This is a genomic window from Pseudonocardia aurantiaca, assembly GCF_039526725.1.
Lineage (GTDB): Bacteria > Actinomycetota > Actinomycetes > Mycobacteriales > Pseudonocardiaceae > Pseudonocardia > Pseudonocardia aurantiaca.
The window spans coordinates 22,495-39,362 of the sequence record NZ_BAAAJG010000028.1 but is presented as its reverse complement, the minus strand read 5'-3'; the positions used below and the strand labels follow the sequence as shown (position 1 = coordinate 39,362).

Sequence of the window (16,868 nt, the reverse complement as noted above, 5' to 3'; positions counted from 1 at the left end):
CCTTCGGGAGCCACCCCGGCTCGAGCGGTGTCAGGCCGCGCCGGTGAGGCCCGCGTCCGCCCGCCTGGAAGCCACCAGCTCGGCGTGCACACGCCCAGTCTCGGCGGCCAGCTCGTGGGCCTTGGTGCGCAGCTCGGCGGCCAGGCCGCGCAGCTCGGCCATCTGCGGGGTCACGTCGGCGAGGGTCAGCTCGGCGGCGACGACCGTGACGTCGCCGCCGAACTGGGCGCCGAAGGTCTGCTCCAGGTACGGGGTGGCGTGGTCCCAGCCGGCGCGGGGCGTGCCCTCGCCGTATCCGCCGCCCCGGGCGATCACGAGCGTCACCGGCCTCCCGGCGAGCGGGTCGGGTCCCGGCACGAAGCGTGGGTCGATCGCCAGCAGGTCGATCCACGTCTTGAGGTGCTGGGAGATGCCGAAGTTGTAGAGCGGCGTCGCGATCAGGAGCGCATCGGCGTTCAGCACCTCGTTGGCGAGCAGCGCGGTGAGTGTCACCGCTGCGCGCTGCTCCGGCGTCTGCTCGTCCTCGGGGACGCCCCTCGTCGACGCGGCCAGCAACCAGGCGTCGGCGGCCAGCGGCGACGCCGTCAGGTCGCGGTGGATCACCGTGTCGTGCGGGTGCCGCTCGATCCAGGAGCGCTGCACGGTGTCGGCCACCTCGCGGCTCACCGACCCCTCACGGCGGATGCTCGCGTCGAGGCGGAACAGGGTCATCAGGAACTCCTACAGCTCGATTACGTTGCGCGACCGATCGTCTGACATGCAGACGATCGTGTCAACAGAATGATGGGTATTCCGCATTCCCGCGGGTAGGATGTGCCCGGTGACCACCCCTCCGGCCGTCGAGTCCGATCTCGGCTGGGCGCTGGGCACGGTGATGCGCACCTACATGGCCGCCGCGAACGACGCCGTCGACGGCATTCCCGGCGGGCCGCGCGGCTACCAGGTCCTCGCCGCCGCGAACCGGGGCGAGCGCGGCAGCCAGCTCGCGCTGGCCCAGCGCCTCGGGGTCGACCGCACGGTGATGACCTACCTGCTCGACGACCTGGAGACCGCCGGGCTCGTCGAGCGCCGCCCGGACCCGGCTGACCGCCGCGCCCGCCGCGTGGTGCTCACGGAGGCGGGCAGCGCCCGGCTGTGCGACGTGGAGCGGCGGCTGCGCACGGCCGAAGAACACGTGCTCGGCCCGCTCGCGCCGGAGGAGCAGGAGACGCTGCGCGCCCTGCTGCGCCGCCTCGCCACCCGCACAGGGGCGCACAGCGCCGACGTCTGCGCGGTGGCCGAGGAGATCCAGAAGCAGGACGCCGCGGTCGCCAGGCCCAGCCGCTAGTCCACGCCTCGGCATCCCCCGCGACGGGTAGGCGGGGAGCATGGCCGATGTCGACGACGAACTGCGTGACGAGCTCCGGCCAGAGCGCCCGCACCCGGGTTCGCTGATCTTCGCCGAAACCGACACCCAAGCACGTTCGCGGGCAGCTCGAATTGATCAACGAAATGACACCGCGAGTTGCCCTCGATCGCCGGTCTCCAGGCCCTGGGTAACCCCGGACTCGCAATTGATCATTCCGTGGAGAACAGGACGCGCCGGAGAGCGAAGGTTCCCACTCGATCGACTAATTGATGGTAGGGATTGTCGGCGTCCATCCGGTTCGGCGAGAGCGAGACGTCCTCGCCCTCCAGGCAAGGAGTGATCATGGAGGATGAGGCTTCCCCGAATCCGAGATTCCTGGTGCCGCCCGATCAGCACCCGCCCCGGATCGGCCTCATCGGGACCGGCCCCGGCGTGGCACGCGGCCGAGCCGGGGTGTGAGCACGATGCAGGTTCTGCACGACGCTTGGATCTTCGTCGTCGACAACTGGCTGCTGCTGCTCCCGGTCGGCGTGATCGGCATCCTCTCGTGGGGCGTCTGGGGCGTCCGCAAGTTCCTCTCGACCCTGTACCGCCCGACGGTGAACGACTTCCGCACCACGACCTCCGTGGTCGTCCCGTCGTTCCGGGAGGACCCGGACGTCCTCGAGGCGTGTCTGGAAACGTGGCTCGCCCAGGACCCGACCGAGGTCATCGTCGTCCTCGACGTCATGGACTACGAGGCGAGGCGGCGGCTCGTGGCGCGGCGCGACCGGCGACTGCACGTGATCGTGTTCGCGCACGAGGGCAAGCGCTCAGCGCTCGGCGTCGGGATCCGCGCGGCGTCGGGCGAGGTCCTGGTGCTGGTCGACTCCGACACGCGCTGGACCGACGGCCTCCTCGACGCGGTGCAAATGCCTTTCGTCGACCCGGGTGTGGCCGCGGTCAGCACCCGGCAGAACGTGTACCAGCCGAACACGAGCGTGTGGCGGAGGGTCGCGGACTGGATCATCGACAACCGCTACCTGGACTTCGTCCCGGCGATGGGCCGGGTCGGCGGTGTCGTCTGCGTCTCCGGGCGCACCGCCGCCTACCGCCGATCGGCGGTGATGCCGGTGCTGCAGTACCTGGAGCACGAGTTCTTCCTCGGCAGGCGCTGCATCGCCGGTGACGACGGGCGGCTCACGTGGCTGATGCTCGCGAGCGGCCATCGCACGGTCTACCAGTCGAGCGCGGTCGCGTTGTCGATGTTCCCCGCGTCCTTCCGCGCATTCTGCCGGCAGCGGCTGCGGTGGAGCCGCAATTCGTACCGCTGCTACCTGACCGCGCTGTGGAAAGGATGGATCTGGCACGTCCCGGTGATCTCGCAGATCACGGTGTTCCAGATCTTGCTCACCCCGGTGACGATGGGCGCGACCGCCTACTACCTGGCCGTGGCCGTCGTCCATCCGCACACGACAACCGCTGTCGGGCTCGCGCTGCTCTGGCTGTTCATGGGCCGCGGGATCCGCAGCGTGGCGCACCTGCGCCGGCGTCCGTCGGACCTGTGGCTGCTGCCACTCGTCACAGTGACGATCATGTTCGTCGCGCTTCCCGTCAAGACGTGGGCGTTCATCACGATGAACAAACAAGGCTGGCTTACCCGCCGGGCCGGCCTGGTCGGCGGGGAGGGACAGAACGCGGCGAGCCTGGACCGAGCCTCTGCCGGGGGTGGGGAGGCCTGATGCGCCGGACGGCGGAGCGCCGGTCCCGAGAAGGTCCTGGGCTGTGGGTCGGCGTGGCGATCAGCCTGCTGGTCAGCGCGCTGGCGGTCGCTCTGGCGGTCTATAGCGCGTCCGTCCGGGCGGACCCGTCGGCCACGCCGTCGCGCCCGCCGCCTCCCCCGGCGCTCGACGCGGCGGCCCAGCTGGCCGTGCGCAACCAGACCGAGCTCATCGCCCGCGAGGACGAGCGGCTGCTCGCGCTGCTGCGGGCGGTGCCACACCGGGCGGCGGCGTACGTCGACCGCTCGTCGGGCACACCGGCCGCCGTGCTCACCCTCCGACCGCGGCCCTACGACGTCGACGACCTGGTCCGCCTCGGCGCCGCGCGGCGACCGGCTCCCGACGTCATCGAGCTGGTGATGCCGGTGCTCGTCGCTCCCGGTGCCCGGCTCGAGGTGCACGCCCCCGGCTCCGTGCTGCGGATGACCAGCACGCCGGCGAGATTCACCTCGCTGGTCGCCTGGAAGGCCGCCGTCACGCTGTCCGGCGAGCCGGGACGACCGCTCGCGGTGACGAGCTGGGACGCCCCCGCCGGCGGCGCCGACATTTTGACCGAGGACGGACGCGCGTACCTGCGGGCGGTCGGCGCGCAGATGCGCATCGAGTCGGCCGCGGTGTCGGCGCTCGGATTCTGGAGCGGTCGCACCGGCGGGATCGCCTTCACCGGCAGCGACGACGACCCTGCCACAGGCGCGGTCGTCGACACGACGATCAGCGGCTGCCACTACGGGCTCTTCAGCTCCGACACCCGCGACCTCCGCATCGAGCGTGTGGCCGTCGCGGACGCCGTCGCCGACGGCATGCTCTTCTACCGCGGGACGGTCGGGGCGCAGGTGCACGACGGGTCCGTGCGGTCAAGTGGCGCCGACGGGCTGGCGACCGCGCGCGGGACGTCGTCCATCACGGTCAACCGGTTGAGCTCCGAAGGAAACGCGCAGAACGGCATCGCCGTCGACGGCCGCCCGCTGGCGACCAAACCCGGACCGTCCGGCGCGTCGATGGAAGGCGGAAGCGGCTTCCGGATCACGGATTCCACCTCCCGGCGCAACGGCCGCGTCGGCATCCTCGTGCGGGACGCCGACGACTCGACCGTCACCGGCAACGAGGTGGACGGCAACACCGAGGGCGTGGTCGTGCGCGGGCCGGCGCGGAGCGTGGTGATCCGGGGCAACGTGGTGACCCACTCGAGGGGAACGGCGATCGGCGTCCGCGACGGGGCGACCGATGTCGTCGTCACCAGGAACGTCATCGGCGGTGCCACCACCGGCGTGCAGGTGCGCAACTCCCGCGCGATCGTCAGTGGCAACCGCGCCGAGGGACTGGCCGCGCACGGCGTGTCGGTGCAGGGGGTCTCCGGCGGCTCGGCGGTACTGCGCAACCTCCTGGTCGGGAGGGGGCCGAGCGCGGTCGACCTGTACCGGCTGCAGGCAGGCGCCACCGTCGCCATGGCCGGCAACGGAACCGATAACTGGGAGAACTACCGCACCTTCCAGCAGCGCGTGCGCGACACGATCCGCGATCACCCGCTGCTGCCGCTGTGGGTGGTCCTGCTGGCTGTGCCGGCCGTCGCCACGATCTTCGCGCGGTCGCGTCGCCGGGGTGGCGTGCGGCTGCCGTACCGCGTTGTGCCCTCCGTCGCCGAGATCAGCGTTGCGGGGTCGGAGAGCGCGCGATCGAACGGCGCGGCGGACAACGCCTCGGGTACGCGCCTGACCCTCCTGGCAACCGGATGGCCTCGAAGCGGGCGAGCGAGGTGATCGATATGAGCAGCATGAGCGAGAACGGCAGGACGATCCGGCTCGTTACCCTGGTGGCCACGCTGGCCCTCGCGCTTCTCGTGGCCGCCTGCTCGGTCGGCGGGCCGCCGCCCACCCCGCCGCCCACCCAGCCAGCCACCGAGCCGTCGGCCGTACCGCCACGGCCCGTGCCCGGCGGTTGCGACGGGCAGCAGGTAGTGCCGGTGTCGTCGGCGGCCGAACTGATCCAGGCCCTCGCCTCGGCTGCTCCGGGCGGGGTGATCCGGATGGCCGACGGCGTGTACCCCGGCAACTTCGAGATCGGGCGACCGCTCGACCCGCCCGCCCGGCTCTGCGGAGGACAGGGTGCCGTGCTCGACGGCGGCGCCCCCGACAGCGGCTACACCCTCCACCTGTCCCAGGCGGACGGCTGGCAGGTCTCCGGGTTCACGATCAGGGGCGGCCAGAAGGGCCTCATGGTCGACCGCTCCCGTCATGTGGTGATCGAGGGGCTGCTGATCGAGGGCACCGGCGACGAAGCCCTGCACTTGCGGGCCGGCAGCACCGACAACGTCGTGCGCGGCAACACCATCCGCAACACCGGCAACCGCAACCCCAGGTTCGGTGAGGGGATCTACGTCGGCAGCGCCGAGAGCAACTGGTGCGCCTACACCGACTGCGAGCCCGACCGCAGCGACCGCAACGTCATCGAGGGCAACGACATCCGGGACACGACCGCGGATTCGGTCGACATCAAGGAAGGCACGACCGGGGGCGTTCTGCAGGGCAACACGTTCGCGGGCGCGCGGATGACCGCAGCCGACTCCTGGGTCGATGTGAAGGGCAACGAGTGGACCGTCACGGACAACTCGGGGACCGACGCCCCCGAGGATGGCTTCCAGGTGCACGTCATCCTCGACGGTTGGGGTGAGCGCAACGTCTTCCGGGGCAACACAGCGGTGGTCAACGGCCCCGGTTACGGGTTCAATGTCACCAAGAGGGACCGCGACAACCTGGTGGCGTGCTCCAACCGCGAGGTGGCCGCCGGAGCCGGGCTCGCAACCGTGGACTGCGTCTGAGATCGCTATGCGGATCGGGCGGAGGCCCGCGAACCGGCCGGGGGCGGTACCGGGATGCCCTGGCCGTGCGTGCCGGTGATGACGGCCTTGCGGCCTGCGAACCTCACGGCAGACGCCTCCTGACGACCTCGCTGAGCACGGTCCAGCTGTCGTTGCCGCGCCCGGCCGCGACCGCGTGGTCGTAGAGCGACCCCACGGCGTCCGGGACCGCGGTGTCGAGGCCGGAGTCCAGGCTGGTGCGCGCGACGTGCGCGGCGGACGCCCGCATCATCGTGGTGTCCCCCGTGCCCGGGTGGTCGTTCGCGTCCATCTGCTTCGCGGCCTGCCCGAGGTACATCGAGACCGAGTCCGCGATGTCGACCGCGTAGGGCAGGTAGTCCGAAGCCGGCACCCCGGCCGTGCCCACCAGGGCCGCGGCCTGCGTGAACCCGGCGAGCGCGGTGAGGAAGTAGGACAGCTGCGCCTGGTAGAGCAGCTGGGCCGGGCGAGGGCCGGCGCCCAGGTAGTCCGGTCGCCCGATCAGACGCAGCAGCGGCTGGTGGGCGTCGAAGACCTCGCGCGGGCCGCTGTAGAAGACGTACGCGGACTCGGAGCCGGAGCACCGCTGGCACCATGATCCCGCCGGGGAGCATCCGGGCCCCACGCGCGGCCAGCCACTCCACGGCCTCGCGCGTCTTCTCCGGTGTGTCCGAGCTGAGGTTGACGACCACCCGCCCGGCGAGCGCGTCCCCGACGTCGCCGAGGACGTCGTACATCGCGGCGTAGTCGGTGAGGCTCAGCAGGACAGGATCACCGGCCGACACTGCTTCGACCGGCGTCGCCGCGCGCACCGCGCCCTCGGATATCAGGCCGTCGGCTCGGCTTCGGCGTGCGGTTCCACACCGTGACCCGGTGCCCGGCCGCCAGGAACCGGCGCACCATCGCCTGTCCCATCGGGCCCAACCCGATCACCGTGACCGGCGTGTTCGTGCTCACGGCAGCCGCCTCCTCATGACCTCGCTCAGCACGGTCCAGCTCTCCTTGCCGCGCCCGGCCGCGATCGCGCGGTCGTAGAGCGCCTTCACGGCCTCGGGAAGGGCGGTGTCGATACCAGCTGCCCGGCTCGCGGCGACGATGTGATCGGCCGTTGCGCCCATCATCGCGGTGTTCGCATCGTCGCCCGGGTAGTGGCGCTCGTCGACCTCGCGGGCCGTCTCCTCGAGGTAGAACGCGATCGAGCCGACGGTGTCGGCGGCGTATGGCAGGAAGTCCTTGGCCGACACGCCTGCCGTCCCGACGAGCACGATCGAATGCAGCAGCGCCGCGAGCGCGGTGAGGAAGTAGTCCAGCTGCGCCTGGTAGTACAGCTGGGCGAGTTGCACGTCCTTGCCGAGGTAGTCCGGCCTGCCGATCAGGGCCAGCAACGGCTCGTGCGCGTCGAACAGCTCGCGGGGCCCGCTGAACAGCGCGTACGCGCCGTCGGCACCCACCATCGGCGCGTTCGCCATCACCCCGCCGACCAGCAGCCGCGCGCCGCGCTCGGCGAGCCAGTCCGCCGCGTCGCGGGTCTTCTCGGGGCTCTCCGAGCTGAGGTTGACGATGTCGCGACCGGCGAGCGCGTCCCCGACGTCCCCGAGGATGTCGTACATCGCGGCGTAGTCGGTGAGGCTCAGCAGCACAGGACCCCCTGCCGCCACCGCCTCGGCAGGCGTCGTCGCGCGCACCGCGCCCTCGGAGATCACGCCGTCGGCCCGGCTCGGCGTCCGGTTCCACACCGTGGTGGGGTGGCCGGCGGCCAGGAACCGCCGCACCATCGCCTGCCCCATCGGGCCCAGACCGATCATCGTGACCGGTTCCTTCGCACTCACTGTTTTGTCGGTCATGGCGCCAGCCTGCCCACGGGCGCGCACGATCTGCTGACGGTCCGCGCACGGTCGGGAACACGATCCTGTCGGTGCCCTTGATTACGGTGGTCGGGTGCGCTTCGGAGTGCTCGGCCCGCTGGCCGTGTGGACCTCGGAGGGGAAGCCGGTGCGCGTCCCCGAGGTGAAGGTCCGCGCGCTGCTCGCCGATCTGCTCCTGCACGAGGGACGGGCCGTGTCCGCCGAGCGGCTGCTCGACGACCTGTGGGGCGAGCGGCTACCCGGCAACCCGGGCAACACGCTCCAGACGAAGGTCTCGCAGCTGCGCCGGGCGCTGGAGGCCGGCGAGCCCGGCGCCCGCCACCAGGTGGCCCACAGGCCGCCCGGCTATGCACTGCGCGCCGAGCCCGGCGCCATCGACGTCCAGCGGTTCCGCGCGCTCACGGCGCAGGCTCGCGACGCACCCGGGCCGCGGGAACGTGCCGCGCTGCTCGCCGACGCGCTGGCGCTGTGGCGCGGCCCCGCCCTCGCCGACTTCGCCGACGAGCCGTTCGCCGCGGGGGCCGTTCGGCGGTTGGAGGAGGAGCGGCTCACGGCCGTGGAGGAGCACGCGGAGGCCCGGCTCGCGCTCGGCGAGCACGCCGCGCTCACCGGTGAGCTGGCCGATCTCGTCGCGCGCCACCCCCTGCGCGAGCGGTTGCGCGGCCTGCAGATGCGCGCGCTCTACCGCGCCGGCCGGCAGAGCGCGGCGCTCGACAGCTTCGCGCAGCTGCGGGCGCTGCTGGTCGATGAGGTCGGGCTCGAACCCGGCCCCGAGCTCACGGCGCTCCAGCGCGCGATCCTGGCCCAGGACCCCACGCTCGACGGCCCGCAGGCCGTGCGCACCAACATCGCCCCTCAGCTCACCGAGTTGGTAGGCCGCCACGACGACGTGCGAGAGGTCCGGGCCCGGCTCGGTGCCGCGCGGCTCGTCACGCTCACCGGGCCGGGCGGCGTCGGCAAGACCCGCCTCGCGATCGAGACGGCGCGCCGGCTGGCCGACGCGGCGGACGGCGTCTCCGGTGGGGCGTGGCTCGTGGAGCTGGCCGGGATCGAGCAGCACGTGTGCCCGGAGTCGGAGTGCCCGGAGTCGGAGTGCCCGGCCGCGGTGTGGCTCGTGGAGGTGGTGGCCGCCGCCCTCGGCGTGCGCGACTCGCCTGCTGGTCCGGTGCCGTCTGGCGCACAGGCCGACCTCGTGGAGCGGGTGGGAGATGCGTTGCGGGCCGAGGAGGTGCTGCTCGTCCTCGACAACTGCGAGCAGGTCGCCGATCCGGTCGCCGACCTCGTCCAACGGCTGCTGCGGGCCGCGCCGCGGCTGCGGATCCTCGCCACCAGCCGGGAGCCTCTCGGCGTACCCGGCGAGGTACTCTGGCACGTGCAGCCGCTCGCGCTGCCCGCCCCGGCCGACGCGCTTCCCGCTGTGCGCGAGGCGAGCGCAGTGCGGCTGTTCGCGGCGAGGGCCGCCGCGGCGGCACCCGGGTTCGTCCTCGACGAGCACACCGCGCCCGCCGTCGCCGCGATCTGCCGGCGGCTCGACGGCATCCCGCTCGCGCTGGAGCTGGCCGCCGGTCGGGTACGGGCACTCGGAGTGCACGAGCTGCTGGCGCGACTGGACGACCGGTTCCGGGTGATCGCGGGCGGCCCGCGCGGCGCCCCGGCCCGGCAGCGCACGCTGCGCGCGACGATCGACTGGAGCTGGGAGCTGCTCACCCCGGCCGAGCGCACGGTGCTGCGCAGGCTGGCCGTCCACGCCGAGGGCTGCAGCCTGGCCGCCGCGGAGAGCGTGTGTGCGGGCGAGGGAGTGCAGGCCGACGAGGTTCTCGACCTGCTCGTCCGGCTCGTCGACCGGTCGCTGGTGGTGAGCCAGGGCCTCACGACGGCGGAGCCGCGGTTCCGGCTGCTGGAGACGGTCGCGGCGTACTGCCTGGAGCGTTTGGCCGACGTCGGCGAGGTCGAACAGGTCCGGCAGCGCCACATCCACCACTACCTCGCCCTCGCGGAACGCGCGGAGCCGGAGCTGCGCGGCCCGGAGCAGCGGCAGTGGCTCGAACGGCTCGACGCGGAGTCGGCCAACCTGCGCGCCGCGTTCGAGCACGTCGTCCAGCACGCCGACGGCGCCGAACCCGCGCTGCGGCTGGCCGGCGCGCTCACCTGGTACTGGTTCCTGCGCGGGCGGTTCGGCGAGGCCACCCGGTCGCTGCGGCGCGCACTCGCGGTTCCGGGCACCGCTCCCCCGGTCGCCCGCGCGCACGCCGCGGCATGGCTCGCCGGCCTCCGCGTGCTGGAGGGCGACGGCCCGGAGCGGACCGATCTGGACCCACCCGTGATCGAGGGCGAACCCACCGCCACGGCCCGGATGCGCTGGTTCGTCGGGTACACGCTCGCCACGGTGGGCGACATGGCCGCCGCCGAGCGGCTCACCCGGGCGGCGCTCGCCACCTTCGAAGCCATCGGCGACCGCTGGGGCACCGCGGCCGGGCTCGTCGACCGGGCAAGCCAGGCAATGGCCACGGGCCACCTCGACGCAGCCGAGCGGCACGCCACCCGGTCCGCCGAGCTGTTCGCCGAGGTCGGCGACCGGTGGGGTCAGACGCAAACCACCTTTGCGCTCGGCGCGCTCGCCGAGATCGCCGGCGACTACCCCCGGGCCGAACGCCACCACCGTCGCGGGCTGCAGATGGCCGAGGAGCTGGGGCTGTGGGGCGAGGTGTCGTATCAGCTCTCCTGGCTCGGCCGCGTCGCCCTGCTCAGCGGGCGCCTCGACGAGGCCGACGAGCTGCACGAGCGCGCCCGGCGTATGGCCGTCGAGCGCGGGTTCGCACCCGGCCGGATCTACGCCGTCACCGGCCTCGCGCTGGGCGCCCGCCGGGCCGGGCGCCTCGACGCGGCCGAGGAGCACCTCGAGGTGGCGCTCGAGTGGGGTCGCGGGGTCGACTTCGAACCGGCCAACTCGCTGATTCTCGCCGAGCTGGGCTTCGTCGCCGAGCTGCGCGGCGACGCGGCCCTGGCCACCCGCCGCCAGCTCGACGGCTACGCGATAGCCCGGCGGTTCGGCGACCCGCGCGCGGTGGCGCTCGCTCTGGAGGGCCTGGCCGGGGCCGTCGCGCTCGGCGGTGCGCCCGAGCACGCGGCACGCCTGCTCGGCGCGGCGGCGGCCGCCCGCGAAGGGGTGGGGCGGCCGCTGCCGCCGGCCGAGCGGGGCGATGTCGACCGCATCACCGCCGCGGCCTGCCGGGCGCTCGGTGAGGCCGGCTTCGCGGCGGAGTTCGCCCGCGGCACGGCCGCAGCACCCGACGAGCTCGTGACCGCGATCGAGCAGCCCACCGGATCTGTCGGGGCCGCGCCCTGACGCAGGTCAGCGCTCCGCGCGCAGCAGGCCGGCGGCCTTCTCACCGATCATCATGCAGGTGATGTTGGGATTGATCGCCGGCAGGAACGGCAGGATCGACGCGTCCGCCACCCGCAGGCCGCGCACCCCGCGCACCCGCAGCTGCGGGTCCACCACCGCACCCGGGTCGCTGTCCGGGCCCATCTTCGCCGTCGACGCCGGGTGGTACACGGTGTTGTGGGTCTTGGTGATGTAGTCGGCCAGCTCGTCGTCGGTCACGGCGTCCGGCCCCGGGGCCAGCTCCCGGGCCACCCACTCCTTCAGCGCGGGCTGCTCGGCGATCCGCCGGGCGAGCTTGACCCCGGTGAGCATCACGGACATGTCGTGGCCCTCGGGGTCGGTGAAGTAGCGGGGGTCGACGCGCGGGCGGTCGCGGAAGTCGCGCGTGCGCAACCGCACCGTGCCCCGGGACCGGCCCCGTGTGACGTTGGGCGTGAGGCAGAACCCGTTGTCGGTGGTCGGGTAGCCCCAGCGCACGGTGTTGAGATCGAACGGCACCGACCCGTAGTGCATCATCAGGTCCGGCCGGTCGAGGCCGTCCTCGGTGCGGGTGAACAGCCCGATCTCCCACCACTGCGTGGAGCGCGTGACCATCGGCCGCGCCGCTTCCCACATCACGAGGCCCTCGACGTGGTCGTCCAGGTTGGAGCCGACGCCCGGCGCGTCGACCAGCACGTCGATGTCGAACTCCCGCAGGTGCTCGGCCGGGCCGATGCCCGAGAACATGAGCAGCTTGGGCGTGTCGACCGCGCCGGAGCACACGATGATCTCGCGGCGGGCGGCCACGGACTCGTAGTGGAAGGTGGCGGAGTCGAGGTAGTGGACGCCGGTGGCGCGCCGGTCGGCGTCGAAGAGGATCTGCCGGGCCCATGCGTTGACCCGCACGTCCAGGTTCGGCCGCTGTCCCATCACGGGGTGCAGGTACGCGTGCGAGGACGACGAGCGGATGTTGTCCTCGTCCGCGTTGATCTGGAAGAAGCCGGCGCCCTCGACGACCGTGGCGCCCTCGTTGAACCGCACGGTGGGCAGCCCGACCGCGCTGGCCGCCTCGAGCAGCGCGACGCCGCACGGATCGTCGGGCGCGATTTGGCGGATCTTCACCGGGCCGGACCGGCCGTGGCCATCCCACGGCCCGTCGTTGTTCTCCAGCCGGCTGATCAGCGGCCAGCACTCGTCAGCACTCCATCCCGTGCAGCCCATCGACGCCCACTCGTCGAGGTCCTCGCGCGGGGTCCAGAACGCGATGCACGAGTTGTGCGAGGAGCAGCCGCCGAGCACCTTGGCCCGGGCGTGGCGCAGGAAGCTGTTGCCCTTTTCCTGCGGCTCGACGAGGTAGTCCCAGTCGTAACCGGAGTCGAGCAGGTGCATCCACTCCCCGAGCTGCAGGATGTTCGGGTCGTCGACGTCGGACGGGCCGGCCTCGAGCAGGCACACCGTCACCGACGGATCCTCGGACAGCCGCGCGGCCAGCGCGCACCCGGCCGACCCGCCGCCGACGACGACGTAGTCGAAGGTTCCTGTGTCGTTCAGGTTCAAGCCTGGCTCCCCTCGGGCTCGGGACCGACCTCCCGGGGCACGGTCGGGTCGACGTCCATCTGAGCGGCGAGGTGCTCGGGCAGCGTGCCGAACTGGTGCCGGCCGCGCAGCAGGTACCAGGCGAGGCCCGCCAGGGCCACGATGCCGATGAAGATGAACGCGATCCACCGCAGCCAGCCGCCGCCGTAGACCTCCTCGCGCGGCCACGCGAGGTTGATCGACATGGCGATACCCCACAGAACCGCGAGGATGTTGACCGGCAGCCCGAAGACTCCGAGCGAGAAGTAGCGGCGCGACCTTGCCTCCTCGTCCGGCCACTCACCACGCAGCCTCCGCACCAGCATCGGCACCGTGACCAGGAGGTACGCGATGTAGATCATGATGATCGCGACGCTGGTGACCGCGGTGAAGACCTCGGGGGTCCCAATGTTCGACATCAGGATGGCGAGCGCGAGCACTCCGACGAGGATCGACGGGATCACCGGTGTCTTGTGCACGGGGTCGATCTTCGCCAGCGTCGCTCCCGCCGGAAGGGCGTTGTCGCGCGCCATGGCGAACATCAGCCGGATCGCGGCCGTGTGCACCGCCAGCGTGCAGACGGTGATCGCGATCGCGATCGCGACGAGGAAGACCGTGCCCACCGGCCCGCCAAGCACCTGCAACAGGATGAGCTGCCCACCACCGGACTTCTCCCCCAGCGCGGGATCATTCAGGTCGGGCGCGGCGAGGATCATCAGGAGCAGGATCAGACCGCCGAGGACGAACGACGCGATCACGGCCCGCAGGATCGCGGTGGGCGCGGTGCGTCGCGGGTCGACCGTCTCCTCGCCCAGAGAGCTGGCGGTGTCGAACCCGTACATGACGTACGCCGAGGCCAGCGAGGCGACGAGGAACACCCCGAAATAGCCGAGGTTCGTGCCCGCGCCGAGGCCCTGGGTGTCGAACAGCACAGACGGTGGGTTCACGATGTTGATCGCCAGCAGCACGACGATCAGCACCGCAGCGATCAGCTCGATGAACACACCGGTGCTGTTGATGCGCGCCATCAGCTTCACGCCGATCGCGTTGACGACCGTGGTGAACACGATGAGCAAGCCGCCGAGGATGGCGGCGTTGATCGCGGCGTCCTCGGCGTCGGCCGCGTCGCCGACGATCTGGAACCCGGACCAGATCTGCGGCAGCACCAACTGGTAGGCGAGCACAACGGCGGTGATCGTGACGATCGAGGCCGTGAGCATCATCCAGCCCGCCATCCACGACGTGGTGGGGCCCGCGAGCCGCTTCGACCAGTTGTAGACCGAACCGGCCACCGGGTAGCGCCCGGCCAGCTCGGCGAACGACAGCGCAACCATGAACTGGCCGGCGAACACCAGCGGCCACGACCACCAGTAGGCCGGGCCACCGGTGCCGAACCCGAAGTAGAAGAGCTGGTATGTCCCGGTCAGGATCGAGATGTAGCTGACGCCGGCTGCGAAGCTGGCGAACTTCCCGATACTGCGGTCGAGTGACTGCGAGTAGCCGTAGTCGGCCATCCCGTCGTCGCTGGCGCGATCTTGAGTAGTACTCATCGCCCACCTCCGGGTGGAGAGATCAGCCGCGGAACCACCGCATCGGCTGCGGCGCGGTGTTCTGCCAGATGTGCTTGAGCTCCTGGTATTCGGCCAGCCCCGTCGGCCCGAGCTCGCGTCCGTTGCCGGACCGTTTCATGCCACCCCACTCCGCCCCCGGGACATAGGGGTGGAAGTCGTTGATCCAGATCGTGCCGTGGCGCAGCGCGTTCGCCACGCGATGCGCCCGGCCGATGTCGCTGGTCCACACCGCCCCGGCCAGGCCGTACTCGGTGTCGTTGCCGAGGGCGATCGCTTCGTCCTCCGTGGAGAAGCGCTCGATCGTCATGATCGGACCGAAGGTCTCCTCGCGGACGACCCGCATGTCGGCGCGGCAGTCGTCGAGGACGGTAGGCCGGTAGAAGTACCCGCGTTGCAGTTCCGGCTCGTCCGGCCGTCGACCGCCGGCCACCAGCCGGGCACCCTCGTCGAGCGCAGAGGCCACATACGCCTCGATCTTCGCCCGGTGCTGCTCGGATACCAGCGGCCCGACCTCGGCCTCCGGGTCGAGACCGTTGCCCAGCCGGATCCGCTCGGCCCGCTTGCCGACCTCCTCGACCAGCGCGTCGTGCAGCTCGTCCTCCACGAGCAGCCGGGCACCCGCCGAGCAGACCTGGCCGGAGTGCAGGAACACCGCCAGCAGCGCGTAGTCGACCACCGTCTCGAAGTCGGTGTCGGCGAAGACGACGTTCGCGTTCTTCCCGCCCAGCTCGACGGCCAGCTTCTTCACCGTCTCCGCACTGGATCGGATGATTCGCCGGCCCGTGTCCAGGCCGCCGGTGAAGGACACCATGTCCACGTCGGGGTGCTCCGTGAGCGGGGCCCCGACGGTGGGGCCGTCGCCGAGCAGCAGGTTGACCACCCCGGCGGGGACACCCACCTCGTCCAGAAGTCTCACGAGCTTGATCGTGGAGAGCGGGGTGACCTCACTGGGCTTGATCAGCACGGTGTTCCCCGCCGCCAGCGCCGGGGCCACCTTCCACGACAGCTGCAGTAGCGGGTAGTTCCACGGCGTGATGAGCGAGCACACCCCGACCGGCTCGTGGACGACACGGCTCAGCACGTGGGCCTGGCCGACGTCGACGATGCGGCCGGCGTCCTTGCCTGCGAGATCGGCGTAGTAGCGGAACACCGCGACCACGTCGTCGACGTCGATGCGGCTCTCGACGAGGGTCTTGCCGGTGTCGAGGGTCTCGGTGCGGGCGATCTCCTCTTTGTCACGGACCAGCAGGTCGGCCACCCGTCGCAGGAGCTCGCCCCGCTCGGAGGCGGACGTCTGGCGCCACGGGCCGCTGTCGAACGCGCTCCGCGCCGCGGCGACCGCCCGCTCGACGTCCTCCGGCCCCGCCTGATCGACCGCCTCGATCACACTCGCGTCGAAAGGGTTGATCACATCGGCAGTGCCACCGGACCCCGTCGTCCACGTTCCGCCTATCAGCAGGCTCGGCATCAATGGATCGTCCACCCGCCCGGCCACACGTCAAAGCACTGATCGCCGATTGGTGCATATAGTTTCGCCATGAGCAACACAGGCGGGCGGGACGGTGGAGTCCAGTCCGTAGATCGGGCCATCAGCGTCCTGGAGATCCTGGCCAGGCGCGGTGAGGCGGGGGTCAGCGAGGTGGCCGCCGAGATCGACGTCCACAAGTCGACGGCGTTCCGGCTGCTGGGCGCGCTCGAGGACCGCGGGCTCGTGGAGCAGACCTCCGACCGCGGCAAGTACCGGCTCGGGTTCGCGCTCATCCCGCTGGCCGGGGCCGTGTCCGACCGGCTGGACGTCACCCGGCAGGGCCGCGCGGTGTGCGAGCGGCTGGCCGCCGAACTGGGCGAGACGATCAACCTGGCGGTCCTGCAGGAGCACTGGGCGGTGAACGTCGACCAGGCCCGCGGCCCGTCCACCGTCGCGACGCACAACTGGATCGGCAGGCTCACCCCGCTGCACTGCACGTCGAGCGGGAAGGTGCTGATCGCCCACCTCGACCCCGCACGCCGCACAGCGCTGCTGGCGGAATCGGGAATGGAGAAGCTGACCCCACATACCATCACCACCCTCGACGCCCTCGAAGCAGAGCTGGGGAAGGTGCGCGAGACCGGCCTCGCGGTGGCGGTGGAGGAGTACGAGATCGGACTCAACGCCGTGGCGGCCCCGATCCACGACCGCACCGGCGAGGTGATCGCCGCGCTGAGCGTGAGCGGCCCGGCCTACCGCCTCGACCCCGACCACCTGGACGCCCTCGCCACCCCGGTCCGCGCGGCCGCATCCGAGGTGAGCAGACGAATGGGCTGGTTCCACCCGTAACCCGAACACCAGGCCCCACCCCCGCGAGTCGCGGTCTGAATGCACGCGAGTCGGGGCGTGAATGCACGCGAGTCGGGGCCTCAATGCACGCGAGTCGGGCCACCGCCACGCTTGCCGCGAGGTCGTAGGCCTCGCGCACGATGACCAGGAGCTTTCCCACCGCGGAGGGCGACTCGCGCGCACCCACAGCGCGACTCGCGCGCACTCACAGCGCGACTCGCGTGCACCCAGGCCC

At 71.8% G+C, this 16,868-nt stretch carries 11 protein-coding genes and 1 pseudogene; 6 read left to right on the top strand and 6 right to left on the bottom strand.

The features are described from left to right. Positions 1-30: 30 nt before the first annotated feature. Positions 31-711 (bottom strand): FMN-dependent NADH-azoreductase, encoded by a 681-nt coding sequence (locus ABD143_RS35515; protein ID WP_343987325.1) that lies wholly within the window; start codon positions 709-711, stop codon positions 31-33. 109 nt (positions 712-820) lie between these two features. Here ABD143_RS35515 and ABD143_RS35510 point away from each other — a divergent pair, with 109 nt between their 5' ends. From ABD143_RS35510 to ABD143_RS35495, 4 genes are all read left to right on the top strand, one after another. Further along, the gene (locus tag ABD143_RS35510) at positions 821-1,327 is read left to right on the top strand and encodes a MarR family winged helix-turn-helix transcriptional regulator (RefSeq protein ID WP_343987321.1); all 507 of its coding nucleotides are present in this window, start codon (positions 821-823) and stop codon (positions 1,325-1,327) included. A 485-nt stretch (positions 1,328-1,812) separates the two neighbouring features. Next, positions 1,813-3,069, top strand: coding sequence for a glycosyltransferase (locus ABD143_RS35505; RefSeq protein ID WP_343987318.1), 1,257 nt, complete (start codon positions 1,813-1,815; stop codon positions 3,067-3,069). After that, positions 3,069-4,865 carry a right-handed parallel beta-helix repeat-containing protein gene (locus tag ABD143_RS35500; RefSeq protein ID WP_343987315.1) on the top strand — a complete coding sequence of 599 codons (1,797 nt, stop codon included), beginning with the start codon at positions 3,069-3,071 and terminating at the stop codon, positions 4,863-4,865. The genes ABD143_RS35505 and ABD143_RS35500 overlap by 1 nt, the downstream gene beginning before the upstream one ends. A 5-nt stretch (positions 4,866-4,870) precedes the next feature. Beyond that, positions 4,871-5,923 carry a right-handed parallel beta-helix repeat-containing protein gene (locus ABD143_RS35495; RefSeq protein ID WP_343987312.1) on the top strand — a complete coding sequence of 351 codons (1,053 nt, stop codon included), beginning with the start codon at positions 4,871-4,873 and terminating at the stop codon, positions 5,921-5,923. Between the two features lie 103 nt (positions 5,924-6,026). On the opposite strand, the pseudogene ABD143_RS35490 reads toward ABD143_RS35495, so the two are convergent. Both ABD143_RS35490 and ABD143_RS35475 read right to left on the bottom strand, forming a co-directional pair. Next, a pseudogene (locus ABD143_RS35490) lies at positions 6,027-6,856 on the bottom strand (NAD(P)-dependent oxidoreductase). Between the two features lie 38 nt (positions 6,857-6,894). Further along, on the bottom strand, positions 6,895-7,785 hold the full coding sequence (locus tag ABD143_RS35475; protein WP_343987303.1) for an NAD(P)-dependent oxidoreductase: 891 nt from the start codon (positions 7,783-7,785) through the stop codon (positions 6,895-6,897). A 94-nt stretch (positions 7,786-7,879) separates the two neighbouring features. On the opposite strand from ABD143_RS35475, the gene ABD143_RS35470 reads away from it, so the two are divergent. Next, a complete protein-coding gene (locus ABD143_RS35470) occupies positions 7,880-11,152 on the top strand; it encodes an AfsR/SARP family transcriptional regulator (protein ID WP_343987300.1) in 3,273 nt (1,090 codons plus the stop codon). A gap of 6 nt (positions 11,153-11,158) precedes the next feature. Here ABD143_RS35470 and ABD143_RS35465 read toward each other — a convergent pair whose 3' ends face one another. Genes ABD143_RS35465 through ABD143_RS35455 form a run of 3 tightly spaced genes read right to left on the bottom strand, consistent with a single transcriptional unit; the run spans position 11,159 to position 15,784 of the window. Beyond that, on the bottom strand, positions 11,159-12,727 hold the full coding sequence (locus ABD143_RS35465) for a GMC family oxidoreductase (RefSeq protein ID WP_343987297.1): 1,569 nt from the start codon (positions 12,725-12,727) through the stop codon (positions 11,159-11,161). Beyond that, positions 12,724-14,295, bottom strand: coding sequence for an APC family permease (locus ABD143_RS35460; protein ID WP_343987294.1), 1,572 nt, complete (start codon positions 14,293-14,295; stop codon positions 12,724-12,726). Before ABD143_RS35460 ends, ABD143_RS35465 begins: the two co-directional genes overlap by 4 nt. 22 nt (positions 14,296-14,317) lie before the next feature. Further along, positions 14,318-15,784, bottom strand: a complete 1,467-nt coding sequence (locus tag ABD143_RS35455) for an aldehyde dehydrogenase family protein (protein WP_343987291.1) — start codon at positions 15,782-15,784, stop codon at positions 14,318-14,320. Positions 15,785-15,853: 69 nt separating this feature from the next. On the opposite strand from ABD143_RS35455, the gene ABD143_RS35450 reads away from it, so the two are divergent. Beyond that, complete coding sequence (locus ABD143_RS35450) at positions 15,854-16,633, top strand: IclR family transcriptional regulator (RefSeq protein ID WP_343987289.1); 780 nt, start codon at positions 15,854-15,856, stop codon at positions 16,631-16,633. The last annotated feature ends 235 nt before the right edge of the window (positions 16,634-16,868 follow it).